Source organism: Enterobacter cloacae complex sp. SHL021 (genome assembly GCF_049237765.1).
GTDB lineage: Bacteria > Pseudomonadota > Gammaproteobacteria > Enterobacterales > Enterobacteriaceae > Enterobacter > Enterobacter cloacae.
Genome location: NZ_JBMKJG010000012.1, coordinates 1 through 18,039 on the forward strand (window position 1 = coordinate 1; position 18,039 = coordinate 18,039).

The following is an 18,039-nucleotide window of genomic DNA, read 5'->3' on the forward strand; positions in this document are numbered from 1 at the left end:
TGAGGTCTCTTCTGATTTGTTAGCGCAACCAGTAGATCACACTTCATCGTGCTTTTCATTTTTCTGGGGAACCCTCAGCCCACAGGGAGAGGGCGTAAAAATAAAAAACGGTAACCAGGGTTACCGTTTTGCTTTTATCACCGAAGCTGCTGCTGGCGAATCGTCGCTTTCACCAGGCGCCAGGCGCTCCAGGCACCAAAGCCGCGTCGGGCCCAACGGATCAGCATATTCGGATGACGGATCGTCCAGATTGCCATCACACTGCTGCCAACCAGAGCCCAGGAACGCAGGCTCAGGAAGGTGTTCCAGCCACGGTCAAACCGACGCGTCGCGTCAATCCAGTCGCGACGGCTGGCAGACAGATCCAGCCGTTGCTGCTGGATCTGACTTAACAGAAAGGCTTTTCGCTTTTCACGTTCGGCTTTATCGCTCACGGCTTGTCATCCTCCAGCAGAGCGCGATCGTTCGCCAGCTCCTGGCGCGTATGGCGCAGGAAAGTGGACTTACGCGCTTTGCGCATCGTCCAGATACCGCCAATCAGTGCTGCAACCAGCAAAACGACGGTGGTGGCAATCATCGCGTTGAGTCGATATTGCGGATCGATGGCCCAGATGATGAGTACCATCAGGCTCATCAGACCAAACGCGGCGAAGAGCATGGTCAGTCCAAGCATCAGCAGCATCTGGAAGAGGTTGGCTTTCTCCTCTTCCAGCTCTACCACTGCCAGCCGGACGCGCGTTTCGGCAATCCCGACCAGCGTCGTTAAGATACGCTGGCCGATGCCGAGGACGTTGTTAGCAGGCCCTTGTGCGTGACGAGGATCTTCCATATCAACGACGCGTCAGCAGTACGCCCAGTACCACACCGATTGCGGCACCAATACCGACACCCGTCCACGGATTATCGCGAACATATTCGTCAGCACGCGCTGCGGCTTCACGGGTCTGTTTTGCCAGCGCATCACCGGTTTCACCCAGGCGATAACGGCTCTCTTTCAGCGCTTGCTCCGCTTTACTGCGCAGTTTGCTGACCTCTTCTTTTGACTTATCGGCGGAGGAGTTCAGCACCTCTTCAAGGGTGTCAGCCAGGGATTTCAGTTCAGCGCGCAGATGTTCAGACGTCGTATCTTTTGACATGATTTTCTCCTGTTGAGATTTCCGTTAACTCAATAATCGCGAGCTTCCAGCGCTTTCAGGTCGTCCTGCGCTTCTTTCAGCTTTCTCTCGCGCTTGGCAATTTTTTCCGCATCCCCTTTCTCTTTCGCTTCCTGCAGGTCGTGACGACGCTCGGCTATCTCGTCCTTCTGTTCAGCGATTTTTTTCTGGTGATCGGCACGCAGTTGGCTGTCTGAACAGTTCGCTTTCACTTCGCTCAGCGCTTTTTTCAGCCCCTCAACACGATGCTGATTGTTGTGCTTTTCGGCATAACCGATCTCGCGCTGAATATCCTGCTCTTTCTCCTGACAGAGAGAAGTGGCGAAGGAGGCAGTGCTTAAAGATAAAAGGGCCAAAGCCAGAGTAATGCGGAATTTCATTATCGAAACCTTCCATTGTGTTGCGGCATACGCCGCTATCCAGACTAAGCGGAGAACATTTGAGGGGTGCTCCGCGTACTTAAGCATAGTAAGTAAACGGGGGATTCACCAAAGTGGGTGAAAAGATTCGGAATCCTGGTAATTATCCAAATCGGTGCGACGTATCGCGAATCAGCGACAGCCAGGCCGCTTGACGGCTGTCATCGTCCTGCTGGGCAATGATGTATCCCTGCGGCAGCGTGCGGTCAAGCACCACTTTCGCGGCCGCGCTCTGTGCACGAGAGTCAAACTTGATCAGTAACACATCGTTTTGTGGGGTGATACTTTTAAAGCGGATCCCGTTGGCATCCAGATGGTGCCAGACAGAAAACCCATCCGGTACGCTGACACCCTGATTAACCGGGCGAATGGCCAGCGTAGATTCCTGATGCGAAAGCGCGCTCCAGATCAGAAGCATGGCGCTGATAAGCACCAGGGCGATCAGTGCGTACGCACTACGACGCAGGGAGAGCGCTGATATAACCATGGTTAGCTCCTGGCTCCGTATTTTTTCTTCCACAGGACAACCAGCGAACCGATCAGGCCGAAGACCAGCAGGACGACAGGCAGCAGCATCAGGCATGACATCAGCTGATCTTCATACTTCATGAAGACCGGCGTTTTACCCAGCGCATAGCCCAGCGTGGTGAGGATCAGCACCCACAGCAGGCCGCTCATCCAGTTAAAGAACTGGAAGCGAGTGCTGCTGAGACCTGACAGACCCGCGATGGTCGGCAACAAAGTACGTACAAACGCAATAAAGCGGCCAATCAGCAGTGCGGAAAGGCCGTGCTTATGGAAAAGATGGTGCGCCCGCTGGTGATAATGCGCCGGAAGGTGCGAAAGCCAGTTCTGCACGATCCGCGTATTGCCAAGCCATCGTCCCTGGATGTAGCTCACCCAGCAGCCGAGGCTGGCGGCGACGGTCAGTAAAAAAATGGTTTGCGGAAACGCCATCGCCCCTTTGGCACACAGCACGCCGACGAGCACCAGCAAACTGTCGCCGGGCAAAAAGGCCGCAGGCAGCAGACCGTTCTCAAGGAACAGGATCATAAACAGGACAAAATAGAGCATGCCAATCATGGAAGGGTTGGCCAGCGTTTCGAAATCCTGAGCCCAGAGGGCATTCAGTAGTTGGGTCAAAAGTTCCATTCAGTGTTCCTGGAAATCGGTTAACGTCACGCCTGTTATCCGGGACAAACAGCACGGCGACATTGTTGTGATTTCATTATGGTCGCTCGCGGACACATTGCGGTGTGGCCAACACTGTTCCCTGTTAATTGGCTGGTTAGCAAGCACTAACTTACAAAATAAGGAATTGAATCCAATTGTAACAAAGCCCAACGTTCTGCGTCACAGAATTTGCAGGGTGTGATGATTTTGGCGTAAGCCCTGGAAGTGAGCGAGGGGATTTACAAAGGCTGACACTATATATGTTTTGCTTACCCATAAGCGCGGGAAGGCGCAGCGAAGCGCCTGCCAGCACGGAGGCAAACTATTTTGCCTGACTTGACGCGGTATCGAGGTGAACGACAGGATTATCCGCAAAAAGATAACGGTCGGCGTTAAATTCGAAGTCGTCACTGGTCTCATTGAACAGCATCTGCTTGGTGTTCTCGAGGTGCTGCCACATGGCCAGTTTCGCGGCGTGGGGATCTTTACGAATCAGCGCCTTGAGGATTTGGTCGTGATCGTCACACCAGTTATCCACCGTACGTGAATCGATATGATCGTGCAGTTTTTTCCAGTACGGGTTGTGAACGCGCTGAGTCCACATTTTTTCTACAATTGCGGCCAGCGCCGTATTTTGCGTTGCCAGTGCCACCTGAACGTGGAACTGCAGATCCCACTCCGAATCGCGGAAACATTTTTCCTTGCGGGCGTTCTCCTGGATCTCCATCAGTTTCATGATGTCCTGCTTGGTCACCTGGGTTGCCGCAAATTCCGCAATGTTGCTTTCAATGAGCTGGCGGGCCTGGAGCAGCTCAAACGGACCATAGCTGGCAAATTCCAGGCTTTCGTCCGCAACAGGCGAGTGTTTAGGCTGATTAGAAATCACATGAATGCCGGAACCTTTGCGAACCTCAACGTAACCTTCCACTTCCAGCATGATGATCGCTTCACGCACCACGGTGCGGCTCACGTTTTTTTCATCGGCTATGAAGCGCTCAGCGGGGAGTTTGTCACCGACAAGATAGACCCCTTGCTCGATGCGATCTTTCAGCTCGGCAGCAAGTTGTTGATATAAACGACGTGGTTCGGTGATTTCCATATGCGCTCCAGGCAGGGTACGGCGGATGATTTGTTATACCACTTTTGCATGCCACTCTCCAGATTTTGCCATTAAAAAAGCCGCCCGGAGGCGGCTGGTTTTATAGGTCGGGTAAGCGCAGCGCCACCCGGGACAGCAATGCTAACTCTGCGTCGCCGGTTTCCCGAGGGACTCTTTCGCCAGTTCGTCGGCAGATTTGCTTTTCAGCACCGTCCAGATAACGGCTGCCCCCATCAGGTCGAAGATAGCCAGTACCGCGAACAGCGGGCTGAAACCGATGGTATCCGCCAGCGCACCCACCACCAGCGCAAACAGGGTACTTGCGGTCCAGGCGGCCATCCCGGTCAGGCCGTTGGCCGTTGCCACTTCGTTACGGCCGAACACGTCAGACGAGAGGGTAATCAGCGCACCGGAGAGCGACTGGTGTGCAAAACCACCGATGCACAGCAGGGCGATAGCCACGTACGGGCTGGTGAACAGGCCGATCATCCCCGGGCCAATCATCAGCAGTGCGCCCATGGTCACCACCATCTTACGGGAAACAATCAGGTTCACCCCAAACCAGCGCTGGAACAGTGGCGGCAGGTAACCACCCACGATACAGCCCAGGTCAGCGAACAGCATGGGCATCCAGGCGAACATGGCGATCTCTTTCAGGTTAAAGCCATAGACCTTAAACATGAACAGCGGGATCCAGGCGTTAAAGGTGCCCCAGGCCGGTTCAGCCAGGAAACGTGGCAGAGCGATACCCCAGAACTGACGGGTCCCCAGGATCTGCCAGACGGACATTTTTTTGCCGTTGTTGGTCTGGTGCTGCGCTTCCTGACCGCCAATGATGTACTCGCGTTCTTCTTCAGACAGTTTTTTCTGGTCACGCGGGTGTTTATAGAACACCAGCCACGCCATGGCCCAGGCAAAGCTCAGTACGCCAGAGATAATAAACGCCATCTGCCAGCTGTGCATGACGATGGCCCACACTACCAGAGGAGGGGCAATCATCGCCCCGATGGACGAGCCGACGTTGAAGTAACCGACCGCAATGGAACGCTCTTTTGCCGGGAACCACTCAGAGCTGGCTTTCAGCCCTGCCGGGATCATCGCCGCTTCCGCCGCACCTACCGCGCCGCGTGCCAGCGCCAGGCCACCCCAACTGCCTGCCAGCGCCGTTGCACCGCAGAACACCGCCCAGGCGATGGCGAAGAAGGCATAACCGATTTTGGTACCGAGAATGTCCAGCACATAGCCTGCAACAGGCTGCATGATGGTATAAGCCGCGGAGTAGGCGGCAATGATGTAGGAGTATTGCTGCGTGGAGATGTGCAGCTCTTCCATCAACGTGGGCGCGGCGGCTGCCACGGTGTTACGCGTCAGGTAGCCCAGCACGGTGCCGAGCGTCACCAGTGCGATCATATACCAACGTAACCCTTTAATTTTACGCATCTAAAACCTCATCGTTATGTTATTTCCGTGCCAGGGCACGGCAACCTCTCACCGGTTTGGGGGAGGGCTGTGTAACGGGAGGGGCGTAACCGGGAGAACGTCCCGGAACGGCCCGAACCTTGCCATAAATAAGCGTGCATAAGTCGGTTTCCGTACCGTTAAATCCGATGTCTGACACCGGTAATGCATTCCGTCGGCTGCGTGTTTGCGACGGCGAAAAGATAACTTGTCATACAACTTTAAAAGGTGAGTGACATCACAAATGTATGATTCTTTGTAGGGGCATTATCTGGCGCAGGCGAAGCCAGTCCTGACGCGGTCTGCAGAAGGGTTTACCTCATTCGGGGTAATTTTTTTGTCCAGGTTTATTGATCCAACTCACGAAAAAAACCTCAGGCTCTGGAAATTGGTGTGATAACTTTGCAGCATCTGAACATAAGCTTTCTGCCGCTCCCGTTACGAGGAAGACGATAATGACACCGTTTATGACCGACGATTTTCTGTTAGACACTGAATTTGCCCGCCGCCTGTATCACGACTACGCAAAAGACCAGCCCATTTTTGATTACCACTGCCATTTACCGCCGCAGCAGGTTGCCGACAATTACCGTTTTAAAAACCTGTATGACATCTGGCTGAAGGGCGATCACTATAAATGGCGCGCCATGCGCACCAACGGCGTCGCTGAACGCCTGTGTACCGGCGACGCAAGCGACCGCGAGAAATTTGATGCCTGGGCGGCTACCGTGCCGCAGACCATCGGTAACCCGCTCTATCACTGGACGCACCTCGAACTGCGCCGTCCGTTTGGCATTACCGGTAAGCTGCTTTCACCGGCTACGGCAGATGAGATCTGGGAGCAGTGCAACGACTTGCTGGCACAGGATAACTTCTCCGCGCGCGGCATCATGAAGCAGATGAACGTGAAGATGGTGGGCACCACTGACGACCCGATCGACTCGCTTGAACATCACGCGGTCATTGCAAAAGACACCGCGTTTGATATCAAAGTGCTGCCAAGCTGGCGTCCGGATAAAGCCTTTAACATCGAACTCGACACCTTTAGCGACTATATGGCGAAGCTGGGCGAGGTTTCTGACACCGACATCCGTCGTTTTGCGGACCTGCAGAGCGCGCTGATCAAACGTCTGGATCACTTTGCGGCACACGGCTGTAAAGTCTCTGACCATGCCCTGGACGTGGTGCTGTTTGCAGAATCTAACGAAGCCGAACTGGATAGCATTCTGGCGCGCCGTCTCTCCGGTGAAGCCCTGAGCGAGCATGAAGTTGCCCAGTTCAAAACTGCGGTACTGGTCTTCCTTGGCGCTGAATATGCCCGTCGCGGCTGGGTGCAGCAGTACCACATTGGCGCGCTGCGTAATAACAACCAGCGTCAATTCAAACTGCTGGGCGCGGACGTGGGCTTTGACTCCATCAACGACCGTCCGCTGGCCGAAGCGCTCTCTAAACTGCTGAGCAAACAGAACGAGCAAAACCTGCTGCCCAAAACCATTCTCTACTGCCTGAACCCGCGCGATAACGAAGTGCTGGGCACCATGATCGGCAACTTCCAGGGTGAAGGGATGCCGGGCAAGATGCAGTTCGGCTCCGGCTGGTGGTTCAATGACCAGAAAGATGGCATGGAGCGTCAGATGACGCAACTGGCGCAGTTGGGTCTGTTAAGCCGCTTTGTCGGCATGCTGACCGATAGCCGCAGTTTCCTCTCCTACACCCGCCACGAATACTTCCGCCGCATTCTGTGCCAGATGATTGGCCGCTGGGTGCACGCGGGCGAAGCACCGGCGGATATCCAGCTGCTTGGCGAGATGGTGAGAAACATCTGCTTTAACAATGCGCGTGACTACTTCGCCATTGAACTGAACTAAGCCCGTTTGAGGTTGATATGCACTACATCAAAATCCATTCGCTGGATAACGTCGGCGTCGCGCTGGCAGATCTGACCGAAGGAACAGAGGTCACTTTCGGTAATCAATCGGTCACGTTGCGCCAGGCCATTGGACGTGGACATAAGTTTGCCCTGATCCCCATTATGAAAGGGGAGAACGTGGTGAAGTACGGTTTACCGATTGGCCATGCGCTGGCGGATATTGCGCCGGGTGAATACATTCATTCCCACAATACCCGCACCAATCTGAGCGATCTGGACGAGTACAGCTATCAACCTGATTTCCATGCGCAAGAGGAGCAGGCGGCAGATCGTGAGGTGCAGATCTACCGCCGCGCCAACGGTGAGGTAGGGATCCGCAACGAACTCTGGATCCTCCCGACAGTCGGTTGCGTGAACGGGATCGCGCGTCAAATCCAGACGCGTTTCCTGAAAGAGACTCACGATGCCGAAGGCATTGACGGCGTGCACCTGTTCAGCCACACCTACGGCTGTTCACAGCTGGGTGACGATCACATCAACACCCGTACCATGCTGCAAAACATGGTGCGTCATCCGAACGCGGGGGCGGTGCTGGTGATTGGCCTGGGCTGCGAGAACAACCAGGTGGATGCCTTCCGGGAGACGCTGGGCGAGTTTGACCCTGAGCGCGTGCACTTTATGGTGTGTCAGCATCAGGATGATGAAGTGGAAGCGGGCGTTGAGCAACTGCACCAGCTGTATGAGGCGATGCGTCACGATAAACGTGAGCCGGGCAAGCTTAGCGAGCTTAAGTTTGGGCTGGAGTGTGGTGGCTCGGACGGTCTTTCCGGCATCACCGCGAACCCGATGCTGGGCCGCTTCTCGGACTATGTGATCGCCAACGGGGGAACGACGGTGCTGACGGAAGTGCCGGAGATGTTCGGTGCCGAGCGTATCCTGATGAGCCACTGCCGTGATGAAGCGACGTTTGAGAAAACGGTCACCATGGTGAATGATTTCAAACAGTACTTCATCGCTCACAACCAGCCGATTTATGAGAACCCGTCGCCGGGTAACAAAGCGGGTGGGATCACCACGCTTGAAGAGAAGTCACTGGGTTGTACCCAGAAAGCGGGCGCCAGCCAGGTGGTGGATGTCCTGCGCTACGGCGAACGCCTGAAAACCCACGGACTGAATCTCCTGAGCGCCCCGGGGAACGATGCGGTTGCCACCAGCGCGCTGGCCGGTGCCGGCTGCCACATGGTGCTGTTCAGCACCGGCCGCGGTACGCCGTACGGCGGGTTTGTCCCGACGGTCAAAATTGCCACCAACAGTGAACTGGCGGCGAAGAAAAAGCACTGGATCGACTTTGATGCCGGTCAGCTCATTCACGGTAAAGCAATGCCTGAATTGCTGACGGAGTTTGTGGACAGTATTGTGGAATTTGCCAACGGCAAGCAGACCTGCAACGAGAAAAACGACTTCCGTGAGCTGGCGATCTTTAAGAGTGGGGTGACGTTGTAAGTTGGGTGCGGGCCGGTGCCCTCACCCTGACCCTCTCCCACGGGAGAGGGGACAAACACTAAAAACGGCAACCTCAGGGTTGCCGTTTTGCTGTTAACCTCGTAATGCGTTCTTCGCTAAACGCGCATCTTCCGCCTGACAGGCCGCAGCGGTGAACAGCACGTCGGTAGAAGAGTTCAGCGCCGTCTCACAGGAATCCTGCAGCACACCGATAATGAAGCCGACTGCGACCACCTGCATGGCAATTTCGTTCGGGATACCAAACATATTGCACGCCAGCGGGATCAACAGCAGAGAGCCGCCCGCCACGCCGGATGCGCCACAGGCACACAGCGAGGCCACCACGCTCAACAGCAGCGCCGTAGGCAGATCCACCGCGATACCCAGCGTATGCACTGCCGCCAGGGTCAGCACGGTGACGGTGATCGCCGCGCCCGCCATGTTCACGGTTGCACCCAGCGGGATAGACACGGAGTAAGTATCACGATCCAGATTCAGTTTTTCCGCCAGCGCCATGTTAACCGGAATGTTAGCTGCAGAGCTGCGGGTAAAGAAGGCGTACACGCCGCTTTCACGCAGGCAGGTCATTACCAGTGGATACGGGTTGCGGCGGATCTGCCAGAACACCAGCAGGGGGTTAACTACCAGCGCCACCAGCAGCATGCAGCCAACCAGGACGATCAGCAGCTGTGCGTAGCCCCACAGCGCGTCAAAACCGGTGGTTGCCAGCGTAGAGGAGACCAGACCAAAAATACCGATTGGGGCGAAGCGAATAACGATTTTCACCATGAAGGTCACGGCGTTCGAGACATCGTTAACCAGGTTTTTCGTGGTCTCATTACCATGACGCAGCGCGAAGCCCAGCCCAATTGCCCAGACCAGGATGCCAATGTAGTTTGCGTTCATCAGCGCCGTGATTGGGTTAGAGACCATGCTCATCAGCAGGCCACGCAGCACTTCCACAATCCCGGATGGCGGCGTGACATCACCGGCCGCGCTGGTCAGGTGCAGCGTAGACGGGAACAGGAAGCTAAATACCACGGCGGTTAAGGCAGCGGAGAAGGTGCCCAGAAGATACAGGAAGAGGATCGGCCGAATGTTGGTTTTTTGTCCGTGTTGGTGGTTGGCAATCGACGCCATGACCAGCATCAGAACCAGTACCGGTGCCACGGCTTTCAGTGCGCCAACGAAAAGGGTTCCAAGCAGCCCCGTGGCTTCTGCAGCAGGTTTTGACACCATAGCCAGCAGAATACCCAGTACCAACCCGACCAGAATTTGTTTTACAAGGCTGCCCTGCGCCAGGCGCGCGAACAGACCGCGTGATTGTGTGCTCATACGTTATTCCTGAGTGAAATTGCGTTCCATCCTGGCTGTGCTCTAAGGCACATTTATGTCCGGATGTAAGTATTTGTTTGCCTGGTTGAGTATCAGGGAAAGCGAGGAAAGGCGGAAGAGTAAAATGCTGGATTTTACGTGTTGCGTCATGTTTTTTAACTATTGATTAACGAAAGCGCCGGGTGGCGCTGCGCCACCCGGCAAAACGCACTACGCCTGCTGCTTTTTATCGTGCTGGCGGTTAACCCAGGTATTGATAATCAGCGTTACCAGCAGAATGCCAAACACCACGCCGAGCGAGATGGCAATCGGGATATGGTAGAAATCGACAATCAGCATCTTGATACCGATAAACACCAGGATCACCGACAGACCGTACTTCAGCATTGAGAAGCGCTCAGCCGCGCCTGCCAGCAGGAAATACATCGCACGCAGACCGAGAATAGCGAACAGGTTAGAGGTCAGCACAATGAACGGGTCGGTAGTGACGGCGAAGATAGCCGGGATACTGTCCACGGCGAAGATCACATCGCTCAGCTCCACCAGAATCAGCACCAGCAGCAGCGGGGTGGCGAACAGCAGGCCATTCTTGCGGACAAAGAAATGCTCGCTCTCGATTTTGTCCGTCATGCGCAGATGACCACGGATCCACTTCACCAGCGGCTTATCACCAATACCGGTTTCGTCTTCTTTCGCCAGCGCCATTTTAACCCCAGTGAACAGCAGGAACGCGCCAAAGACGTACAGCAGCCATTCGAACTGGGTTATCAGCCAGCTTCCGGCGAAGATCATGATGGTACGCAGGACGATTGCCCCCAGCACGCCGTAAACCAGCACGCGACGCTGCAGGGCAGCAGGCACGGCAAAGTAGCTGAACAGCATCAGCCAGACGAAGACGTTATCAACCGCCAGCGCTTTTTCAATCAGATAACCGGTGAGGAAGGCGAGCGCCTGAGGATCAGCCACCGCACGGCCTTCGGTCGAGGCCAGATACCACCAGAAGGCGGCGCAGAAAAGGAGTGAGAGGGATACCCACACCAGCGACCAGACGGCGGCTTGCTTGACGCTCATACCGTGCTCGCCGCGACGGCCCTGCAAAAAGAGGTCGATTGCCAGCATGATGAGCACGACAACCGCGAATCCGCCCCACAACATTGGAGTGCCGACAGAATGCATACTATTTTCCTTACACATAAAAAACAAAAACGGCCATGGTCAGAAGACGATAGCCGTTAGCTTTTTATGCATAGACCTCGCCTTCCGGCAAGGTCTCACTTACAACCACGAAGGTTGCCCGGCGACCGGATGCGGTTTTGCACGCATCGTAATGACGATCCACCGGCAAGGAAGTTACTCCCCTTTGCTCGTAACAAAATATGTCAGACCATCAGTTTCGTCAATGGTCCTCAGCCATTCATTACACAGCTTTACGCGATAGCTTCTGTGCTCACGCCGTCAGCCGGGAAAACCACGCCGGTCTGGCGACGGATTTCCGTTTGCAGCTTCGCCGTGGTGCGGCTTATCGCAAGCCCCGGGTGATTCACTTCGTTGTCTTCCACCAGACGGGCGAAGACCTCTGCCTCATAGAGCATAGTGTTAATATGCTGAGGCTGCGTCAGCTCCTGCGCTTTACCGCCGCGTGGCACAAAGCTCAGTTTCTGGCATTCGGAGATCTTCTCGATAACCAGCGATCCGTTTTCACCCTGAATTTCACTTGGCAGGACGGAGTCACTCACTTTGGAGTGCTGCAGCGTGACGCTGAAATCACCGTAATCCAGCACCACGACACCGTGCGCATCCACACCGCTTTCCAGCAGGCTGGCAGTGGCCGTTACGCCGTGCGGCTCGCCCCACAGGGCAACCGCAGAGGCCAGACAATAGAAACCGATGTCCATAATCGAGCCGTTGGAGAAGGCCGGATTAAAGGTGTTCGGGTTCTCGCCGTCCAGATAACGCTGGTAGCGCGACGAGTACTGGCAGTAGTTAATAAAGGCTTTGCGCACTTTGCCCACCTTCGGCAAAGACTGCTGTAGCAGCAGGAAGTTCGGCAGGCTGGCGGTTTTGAACGCTTCGAACAGCACCACCTGGTTGTCGCGGGCGCACTGAATGGCGGCTTCCACTTCCTCGATATTCGAGGCCAACGGCTTCTCGCAAATGACATGTTTTTTGTGGCTGAGGAAGAGCCGGGTTTGCGGGAAGTGCAGGGCGTTCGGGCTGGCGATATAGACCGCGTCAATGGCGTCGCTTTGCGCCATCTCATCAAGCGAGGTGAACAGATGTTCAACCAGATAATCGTTCGCGAAGGCCTGCGCCTGTTCAAGGCTGCGGGAATAGACGGCGGTGAGCTTAAGTTTGCCGGTTTCGTGGGCGGCGTCGACGAACTGGCGCGTGATCCAGTTCGTACCAATGACTGCGAAACGTATCATAAACGTTTACGTACTCCATAGCGGGGAACCTTTAGCCACTGTAGCACGTGATTGTTGCAAAACCAGTGCGCTACTGCGCATTACTCTTTAACGATAAATGCGTAAGCCACAAACGGGTATCAAACTCCAGCTGATGGTACTGTGGCTCCATATGGCAGCACAGGGAATAGAACGCCTTGTCATGCTCTTTTTCCTTCAGGTGCGCCAGCTCGTGCACCACGATCATCCGCAGAAAGGCTTCCGGTGCGTTGCGAAAGACGGTGGCGACGCGGATCTCGGCTTTTGCTTTTAGCTTACCGCCCTGTACGCGTGAAATGGCCGTATGCAGGCCGAGCGCGTTTTTCAGCACGTGGATCTTGTTGTCGTACATCACTTTATTGATGGGTGGGGCACTCTTCAGATACCGGTTTTTGAGATCCTGCGTATACTGCCAGAGGGCCTTATCGGTCGCGACATCGTGCGTGCCGGGATAACGTTTTTCCAGCACCGTCCCCAGTTTTTGCTCGGCAATTAACGTGCGTACCTGGGAGAGCAAATGCTCCGGGTAGCCCTGGAGATAAGTCAGCTGGTTCATCAAAACCCCAAAATAAGTTGAAAACGGGTATACTCACGCACCCTTTTCAGGGATAACGCCAAATTTTACCATTCAGGAGGGCCGATGAGCCACTTAGACAACGGTTTCCGTTCACTCAACCTTAAACGTTTCCCGGAGACGGACGACGTTAACCCGCTTCAGGCGTGGGAAGCGGCGGATGAATATCTGCTGCAACAGTTGGATGACACTGAAATTCGCGGCCCGGTTCTGATCCTGAATGATGCCTTCGGTGCGCTGGGCTGCGCCCTTGCGGCGCACACGCCTTATAGCATTGGCGATTCATACTTAAGCGAGCTGGCGACGCGTGAAAACCTGCGTCACAACGATCTCGATGAATCCAGCGTGAAGTTCCTCGACAGCACCGCAGACTACCCGCAGGCGCCGGGCGTGGTGCTGATCAAAGTGCCAAAAACCATGGCGTTGCTGGAGCAGCAACTGCGTGCATTACGGAAAGTCGTCACGCCAGAGACGCGCATCATCGCGGGCGCGAAGGCGCGTGATATTCATACCTCAACGCTGGAGCTGTTCGAGAAAGTGCTGGGCCCGACCACCACGACGCTGGCCTGGAAAAAAGCGCGCCTGATCAACTGTACCTTCAGCGCGCCGGAACTGGCTGACGCGCCAGAGACGCTGAGCTGGAAGCTGGAAGGCACAGACTGGACCATCCATAACCACGCGAACGTCTTCTCCCGCACCGGTCTGGACATCGGCGCGCGTTTCTTTATGGAACACCTGCCGGAAAATCTGGAAGGGGAAATTGTCGACCTGGGCTGCGGCAACGGCGTGATTGGCCTGACGCTGCTGGCGAAGAACCCGGACGCCAGCGTGGTGTTCAGCGACGAATCGCCGATGGCGGTGGCGTCGAGCCGTCTGAACGTGGAAACCAACATGCCTGAGGCGCTGGACCGCTGCGAGTTCATGATCAACAACGCGCTGTCCGGCGTGGAGCCATTCCGCTTCAACGCCGTGTTCTGCAACCCGCCGTTCCACCAGAAGCACGCCCTGACGGATAACGTCGCGTGGGAGATGTTCCACCATGCGCGCCGCTGCCTGAAAATCAACGGCGAGCTGTATATTGTGGCGAACCGTCACCTGGACTACTTCCACAAGCTGAAGAAGATTTTCGGTAACTGCGTCACCATCGCCACCAACAACAAGTTCGTGGTGCTGAAAGCGGTGAAGCTGGGACGTCGTCGCTAAATAACCAGTGCAAGCTGGGTGCCCTGCGCAATGGCCCGCCGCGCATCCAGCTCCAATGCCACATCGCACCCGCCGATCAAATGCACCGTTTTACCTGCCTCACGCAGCGGATCCGCCAGATCGCGCTTCGGCTCCTGCCCGGCACATAAAATCACATGATCCACGCGCAGCAGCTGTGGCTCACCGCCGATCGTGACGTGCAGGCCGTCGTCGTCGATCTTCTGATAGCTCACCGCCGGGATCATCTTCACGCCGCGCGAAAGCAGGGTGGCGCGGTGGATCCAGCCGGTTGTTTTCCCCAGTCCTTCACCCGGCTTACTCGCTTTGCGCTGCAGCATGACGATCTGCCGTGGGCTTTTTGGCAGCTGTGGCCCTTCCGGGCGCAGGCCGCCGGACTGGCTCAGGCTGGTGTCGATGCCCCATTCCACGCAAAATTCGGCAATGTTCTGGCTGGTGGCCTCGCCCGGCTGGCTTAAATACATGGCGGTATCAAAGCCGATCCCGCCACAGCCGATAATGGCGACGTTTTCCCCAACCGGCGCTTTATCGCGCAGCACATCGAGATAGCTCAGCACTTTAGGATGATCGATACCCTCGATCGCAGGCGTGCGCGGTGCGATCCCGCTTGCCAGGATCACCTCGTCGTAATCCAGCAGATCTGGCGCACTCACCCACTGGTTGAGCCGCAGATCCACACCCGTGAGCTCGATCATCCGGCGGTAGTAGCGCAGCGTTTCATAGAACTCCTCTTTGCCGGGGATCTGTTTGGCAATATTAAACTGCCCGCCAATTTCGCCTGCGGCATCGAACAGCGTCACGCTGTGCCCGCGCGACGCCGCATTTACCGCAAACGCCAGCCCCGCGGGGCCCGCCCCGACAACCGCCAGGCGTTTTGATTTGTCTACCGGGAGCACCGGCATTTTGGTTTCATGGCAGGCGCGGGGGTTAACCAGGCAGGAGGTCACTTTCCCGACGAAGATCTGATCCAGACAGGCCTGATTACAGCCGATGCAGGTGTTGATCTCATCCGCAAGCCCGCTTTGCGCTTTGGAAAGCAGTTCTGCATCTGCCAGGAACGGACGCGCCATCGACACCATATCGGCATCGCCGCGTGAGATGACATCATCCGCCACCTGCGGATCGTTAATACGGTTAGTGGTCACGAGCGGAACAGACACTTTGCCTTTCAGCTTGCGCGTAACCCAGGTGAATGCCGCGCGCGGTACCGGCGTGGCGATAGTCGGGATGCGCGCCTCGTGCCAGCCAATCCCGGTATTGATGAGGGTGGCACCGGCGGCTTCAATCGCCTGCGCCAGCTGGACGGTCTCGTCAAACGTCCCGCCGCCTTCCACCAGATCCAGCATCGACAGGCGGAAGATGATAATAAAGTCAGCGCCCGCACGTTCGCGCACGGCGCGTACCACTTCGACGGCAAAGCGCATGCGTCGCGCATAATCGCCGCCCCATTCGTCGTCACGCTGGTTAGTGCGGGCGGCGAGAAATTCGTTAATCAGATAGCCCTCGGAGCCCATTACCTCGACGCCGTCATAGCCCGCTTCACGCGCCAGCGCCGCACAGCGGGCGAAGTCGTCAATCAGCGCCAGCACTTCATCGTGGCTGAGGGCATGCGGCTTGAAGCGGTTAATCGGTGCCTGAATGGCCGACGGTGCCACCAGATTGGGCTGATAGCTATAACGCCCGGTATGCAGGATCTGCAGGGCAATTTTACCGCCTTCGCTGTGAACGGCATCGGTCACAATGCGATGGTGCGGCAGCTGTGACGCATCATTAAGCACCGCTCCGCCTTCCATCCCCACGCCTGATGGCGCGGGAGCCACACCCCCGGTGACGATCAGCGCCACCCCGTGGCGCGCGCGCTCGGCATAAAAGGCCGCCAGACGCTCGGCCCCGTCCGGATGCTCCTCCAGCCCGGTATGCATTGAGCCCATCAACACGCGGTTTTTGAGCGTTGTGAACCCCAGATCGAGGGGGGCGAATAGCGACGGGTAGCGGCTCATAGTCTCTTCCAGTGTAAAATTATTGTTATGTGGTCGGATGAGTTACTAATTTAGCCAGCAGAAAGTAAAAGGGAAAAGGGGAATGCAGTGATTGTGATGGGATTCAAATAATGCCCTCACCCTAACCCTCTCCCACAGGGAGAGGGGACTTAATCTCCCTCTCCCTTAGGGAGAGGGCCGGGGTGAGGGGGATGCTCGCACCAGCCCAGGTGCCTGCCACATTGACGTCGTCAGCCCGCTGTCCACCAGACCGAGCTGGTCGGCGTACACCGCCTGCCACTTCTGCATCATGCCATCGTACAGCGCCCGGTGCTGCGGGTTCGGGGTAAACTCGCGGCTCCATTTCACCAGCCGCTCGCCGGTGGTGGCCATATCCGCAAACAGTCCGGCCCCGGCTCCGGCGGCAATGGCGCAACCCAGCGCCGTCGCCTCTTTCACTTCCGGTACGCGCACCGGCAAACCGGTGACGTCACTTAAAATCTGGCTCCATAGCGCCCCCTTCGAACCGCCTCCGGCAAACACCAGGCTCTCGAAGTTAACGCCGGAGAAACGTGAGATTTGCGCCAGGTTACAGGCCGAGACAATCGCTGCGTTCTCTTCCAGCGCGCGGAACAGCGTCGCTTTGTTGCACTTTTCCGGGTCGATGGAGAGGTTAATAAACGACGGGGCGGCGTGGTACCACTGCTTAAAATGCATCGCGTCGGAGAAGATGGGCATCACGCCATGCGAACCCGCGGGCACCCGGCTCGCCATCTCCTCGAGCAGGGAATAGGTGTCCATCCCCATACGTTCGGCGATCAGCTTCTCTTCCGCGCAGAAGGCGTCGCGGAACCAGCGCATGGTCAGGCCGGTGAAGAAGCTGATCGATTCCGCCTGCGCCATACCGGGGATGACGTGTGGGTTCACGCGAATATTCATCTCAGGATCGGTGCGCACCTGCGGCAGATTGACCACCTGTTGCCAGAAGGTACCACCCAGCACTGCCGTTTGCCCGGCGCGGACCACGCCCAGCCCCAGACAGCCCAGCTGCACGTCGCCGCCGCCCATCACCACAGGGGTGCCTTCACGCAGGCCGCTCTGCTGTGCGGCATCATGGGTGATAGCGCCCAGCACGGTGCCGGTCTCTTTCACCGGAGAGAGGATATCGGCGCGCAGCCCGGCCATATCCAGCAGCGCTGGCCGCCAGTCGCGGGAGAAGAGATCCAGCATCCCCGTAGTGCCCGCATTTGATGGATCGACCGCCAGCTCGCCGGAGAGCTTCGCCGCCAGCCAGTCGCTGATCATGGTAATAGTGGCAGCCTTGCGATAGATATCCGGGCGATGGTGCGCCAGCCACAGCAGACGCGGCATGGCGCTCAGGGCCAGGGTCTGGCCGGAAACGTCGTACACTTCGGATTCAAACTGGTTGTCGTGGATCTCTTTGAGTTCGGCCACCTCGCGGCTGGCGCGGGCGTCGACGTTGGCGCAGGCCCAGATGGCCTCACCGTTGCGGTCATACAGCACGATCCCTTCGCGCATGGAGCAGCAGGCGACGGACTGGATATCCGCCGCGCTCAGGTGCGCGCGATCCAGCGCCTGGTGGATGCACTGGCAGGTAAGCCGCCAGTTGGTATTGAGGTCGAACTCCATCGAGCCCGGCACATTTTCCACGCTCAGGTGCTGCCACTCGGCCTGACCCACGGCAACCTGGTTGCCCTGCAGATCGAAAATAACGGCACGCACGCTGCCTGTCCCTGCATCTAACGCTAAAAGGTAACTCATGAGTTTGCCTCGTTGTTAGCGCAGGGCT

At 56.7% G+C, this 18,039-nt stretch carries 17 protein-coding genes; 3 read left to right on the forward strand and 14 right to left on the reverse strand.

Translation table 11 applies throughout. The features are described 5' to 3' along the window. Window positions 1–137: 137 nt before the first annotated feature. The 8 genes from ACOTZF_RS13450 to ACOTZF_RS13485 all read right to left on the reverse strand — a co-directional run bounded on the left by ACOTZF_RS13450 (window position 138) and on the right by ACOTZF_RS13485 (window position 5,285). Window positions 138–434: a YqjK-like family protein gene (locus tag ACOTZF_RS13450; RefSeq protein ID WP_013098868.1), complete on the reverse strand. Its 297-nt coding sequence runs from the start codon at window positions 432–434 to the stop codon at window positions 138–140. Next, complete coding sequence (locus ACOTZF_RS13455) at window positions 431–829, reverse strand: phage holin family protein (RefSeq protein WP_013098867.1); 399 nt, start codon at window positions 827–829, stop codon at window positions 431–433. The genes ACOTZF_RS13450 and ACOTZF_RS13455 overlap by 4 nt, the downstream gene beginning before the upstream one ends. A 1-nt stretch (window position 830) precedes the next feature. Then, window positions 831–1,136 carry a DUF883 family protein gene (locus tag ACOTZF_RS13460; protein WP_013098866.1) on the reverse strand — a complete coding sequence of 102 codons (306 nt, stop codon included), beginning with the start codon at window positions 1,134–1,136 and terminating at the stop codon, window positions 831–833. Window positions 1,137–1,165: 29 nt separating this feature from the next. Then, on the reverse strand, window positions 1,166–1,534 hold the full coding sequence (locus ACOTZF_RS13465; protein ID WP_020689388.1) for a DUF1090 domain-containing protein: 369 nt from the start codon (window positions 1,532–1,534) through the stop codon (window positions 1,166–1,168). Between the two features lie 142 nt (window positions 1,535–1,676). Next, the gene (gene mzrA / locus ACOTZF_RS13470; protein WP_129317972.1) at window positions 1,677–2,060 is read right to left on the reverse strand and encodes an EnvZ/OmpR regulon moderator MzrA; all 384 of its coding nucleotides are present in this window, start codon (window positions 2,058–2,060) and stop codon (window positions 1,677–1,679) included. 2 nt (window positions 2,061–2,062) lie between these two features. Further along, window positions 2,063–2,725 (reverse strand): DedA family general envelope maintenance protein YqjA, encoded by a 663-nt coding sequence (gene yqjA, locus ACOTZF_RS13475; RefSeq protein WP_013098863.1) that lies wholly within the window; start codon window positions 2,723–2,725, stop codon window positions 2,063–2,065. Between the two features lie 343 nt (window positions 2,726–3,068). Beyond that, window positions 3,069–3,845, reverse strand: coding sequence for a transcriptional regulator ExuR (exuR, locus tag ACOTZF_RS13480; RefSeq protein ID WP_013098862.1), 777 nt, complete (start codon window positions 3,843–3,845; stop codon window positions 3,069–3,071). 141 nt (window positions 3,846–3,986) lie between these two features. Then, window positions 3,987–5,285 (reverse strand): MFS transporter, encoded by a 1,299-nt coding sequence (locus ACOTZF_RS13485; RefSeq protein ID WP_129251579.1) that lies wholly within the window; start codon window positions 5,283–5,285, stop codon window positions 3,987–3,989. Between the two features lie 473 nt (window positions 5,286–5,758). On the opposite strand from ACOTZF_RS13485, the gene uxaC reads away from it, so the two are divergent. Together uxaC and ACOTZF_RS13495 are read left to right on the forward strand one after the other, a co-directional pair. Continuing rightward, a complete protein-coding gene (uxaC, locus tag ACOTZF_RS13490; protein ID WP_038420676.1) occupies window positions 5,759–7,171 on the forward strand; it encodes a glucuronate isomerase in 1,413 nt (470 codons plus the stop codon). A 17-nt stretch (window positions 7,172–7,188) separates the two neighbouring features. Beyond that, complete coding sequence (locus ACOTZF_RS13495; RefSeq protein WP_013098859.1) at window positions 7,189–8,676, forward strand: UxaA family hydrolase; 1,488 nt, start codon at window positions 7,189–7,191, stop codon at window positions 8,674–8,676. Between the two features lie 93 nt (window positions 8,677–8,769). On the opposite strand, the gene sstT is transcribed toward ACOTZF_RS13495, so the two are convergent. The 4 genes from sstT to ACOTZF_RS13515 all read right to left on the reverse strand — a co-directional run bounded on the left by sstT (window position 8,770) and on the right by ACOTZF_RS13515 (window position 13,011). Next, window positions 8,770–10,011, reverse strand: coding sequence for a serine/threonine transporter SstT (gene sstT / locus ACOTZF_RS13500; RefSeq protein ID WP_013098858.1), 1,242 nt, complete (start codon window positions 10,009–10,011; stop codon window positions 8,770–8,772). A gap of 210 nt (window positions 10,012–10,221) precedes the next feature. Beyond that, on the reverse strand, window positions 10,222–11,187 hold the full coding sequence (locus ACOTZF_RS13505) for a TerC family protein (RefSeq protein ID WP_013098857.1): 966 nt from the start codon (window positions 11,185–11,187) through the stop codon (window positions 10,222–10,224). A 251-nt stretch (window positions 11,188–11,438) separates the two neighbouring features. Beyond that, entirely contained in the window at window positions 11,439–12,437 is a 999-nt protein-coding gene (locus tag ACOTZF_RS13510) for a Gfo/Idh/MocA family protein (protein ID WP_013098856.1), read from the reverse strand. A gap of 70 nt (window positions 12,438–12,507) precedes the next feature. Beyond that, window positions 12,508–13,011 carry a YgjP-like metallopeptidase domain-containing protein gene (locus ACOTZF_RS13515; RefSeq protein WP_038985775.1) on the reverse strand — a complete coding sequence of 168 codons (504 nt, stop codon included), beginning with the start codon at window positions 13,009–13,011 and terminating at the stop codon, window positions 12,508–12,510. An 84-nt stretch (window positions 13,012–13,095) separates the two neighbouring features. Between ACOTZF_RS13515 and rlmG the strand changes: the two genes are divergently transcribed. Beyond that, window positions 13,096–14,232 carry a 23S rRNA (guanine(1835)-N(2))-methyltransferase RlmG gene (gene rlmG / locus ACOTZF_RS13520; RefSeq protein WP_058651401.1) on the forward strand — a complete coding sequence of 379 codons (1,137 nt, stop codon included), beginning with the start codon at window positions 13,096–13,098 and terminating at the stop codon, window positions 14,230–14,232. Here the strand turns inward: rlmG and ACOTZF_RS13525 are convergent. Next, the gene (locus ACOTZF_RS13525; RefSeq protein ID WP_129317971.1) at window positions 14,229–16,250 is read right to left on the reverse strand and encodes an NADPH-dependent 2,4-dienoyl-CoA reductase; all 2,022 of its coding nucleotides are present in this window, start codon (window positions 16,248–16,250) and stop codon (window positions 14,229–14,231) included. The two genes, rlmG and ACOTZF_RS13525, sit on opposite strands and share 4 nt — an antisense overlap. A 165-nt stretch (window positions 16,251–16,415) precedes the next feature. Beyond that, complete coding sequence (lsrK, locus tag ACOTZF_RS13530; protein ID WP_058651399.1) at window positions 16,416–18,011, reverse strand: autoinducer-2 kinase; 1,596 nt, start codon at window positions 18,009–18,011, stop codon at window positions 16,416–16,418. Between the last annotated feature and the right edge of the window lie 28 nt (window positions 18,012–18,039).

Coding starts and splice junctions, on each gene's coding strand:
- ACOTZF_RS13505 (WP_013098857.1), bottom strand. CDS start 11,187: ATGCATTCTGTCGGCACTCCAATGTTGTGGGGCGGATTCGCGGTTGTC.
- uxaC (WP_038420676.1), top strand. CDS start 5,759: ATGACACCGTTTATGACCGACGATTTTCTGTTAGACACTGAATTTGCC.
- yqjA (WP_013098863.1), bottom strand. CDS start 2,725: ATGGAACTTTTGACCCAACTACTGAATGCCCTCTGGGCTCAGGATTTC.
- ACOTZF_RS13460 (WP_013098866.1), bottom strand. CDS start 1,136: ATGTCAAAAGATACGACGTCTGAACATCTGCGCGCTGAACTGAAATCC.
- ACOTZF_RS13455 (WP_013098867.1), bottom strand. CDS start 829: ATGGAAGATCCTCGTCACGCACAAGGGCCTGCTAACAACGTCCTCGGC.
- mzrA (WP_129317972.1), bottom strand. CDS start 2,060: ATGGTTATATCAGCGCTCTCCCTGCGTCGTAGTGCGTACGCACTGATC.
- sstT (WP_013098858.1), bottom strand. CDS start 10,011: ATGAGCACACAATCACGCGGTCTGTTCGCGCGCCTGGCGCAGGGCAGC.
- rlmG (WP_058651401.1), top strand. CDS start 13,096: ATGAGCCACTTAGACAACGGTTTCCGTTCACTCAACCTTAAACGTTTC.
- ACOTZF_RS13485 (WP_129251579.1), bottom strand. CDS start 5,285: ATGCGTAAAATTAAAGGGTTACGTTGGTATATGATCGCACTGGTGACG.
- lsrK (WP_058651399.1), bottom strand. CDS start 18,011: ATGAGTTACCTTTTAGCGTTAGATGCAGGGACAGGCAGCGTGCGTGCC.
- ACOTZF_RS13525 (WP_129317971.1), bottom strand. CDS start 16,250: ATGAGCCGCTACCCGTCGCTATTCGCCCCCCTCGATCTGGGGTTCACA.
- exuR (WP_013098862.1), bottom strand. CDS start 3,845: ATGGAAATCACCGAACCACGTCGTTTATATCAACAACTTGCTGCCGAG.
- ACOTZF_RS13465 (WP_020689388.1), bottom strand. CDS start 1,534: ATGAAATTCCGCATTACTCTGGCTTTGGCCCTTTTATCTTTAAGCACT.
- ACOTZF_RS13510 (WP_013098856.1), bottom strand. CDS start 12,437: ATGATACGTTTCGCAGTCATTGGTACGAACTGGATCACGCGCCAGTTC.
- ACOTZF_RS13495 (WP_013098859.1), top strand. CDS start 7,189: ATGCACTACATCAAAATCCATTCGCTGGATAACGTCGGCGTCGCGCTG.
- ACOTZF_RS13515 (WP_038985775.1), bottom strand. CDS start 13,011: ATGAACCAGCTGACTTATCTCCAGGGCTACCCGGAGCATTTGCTCTCC.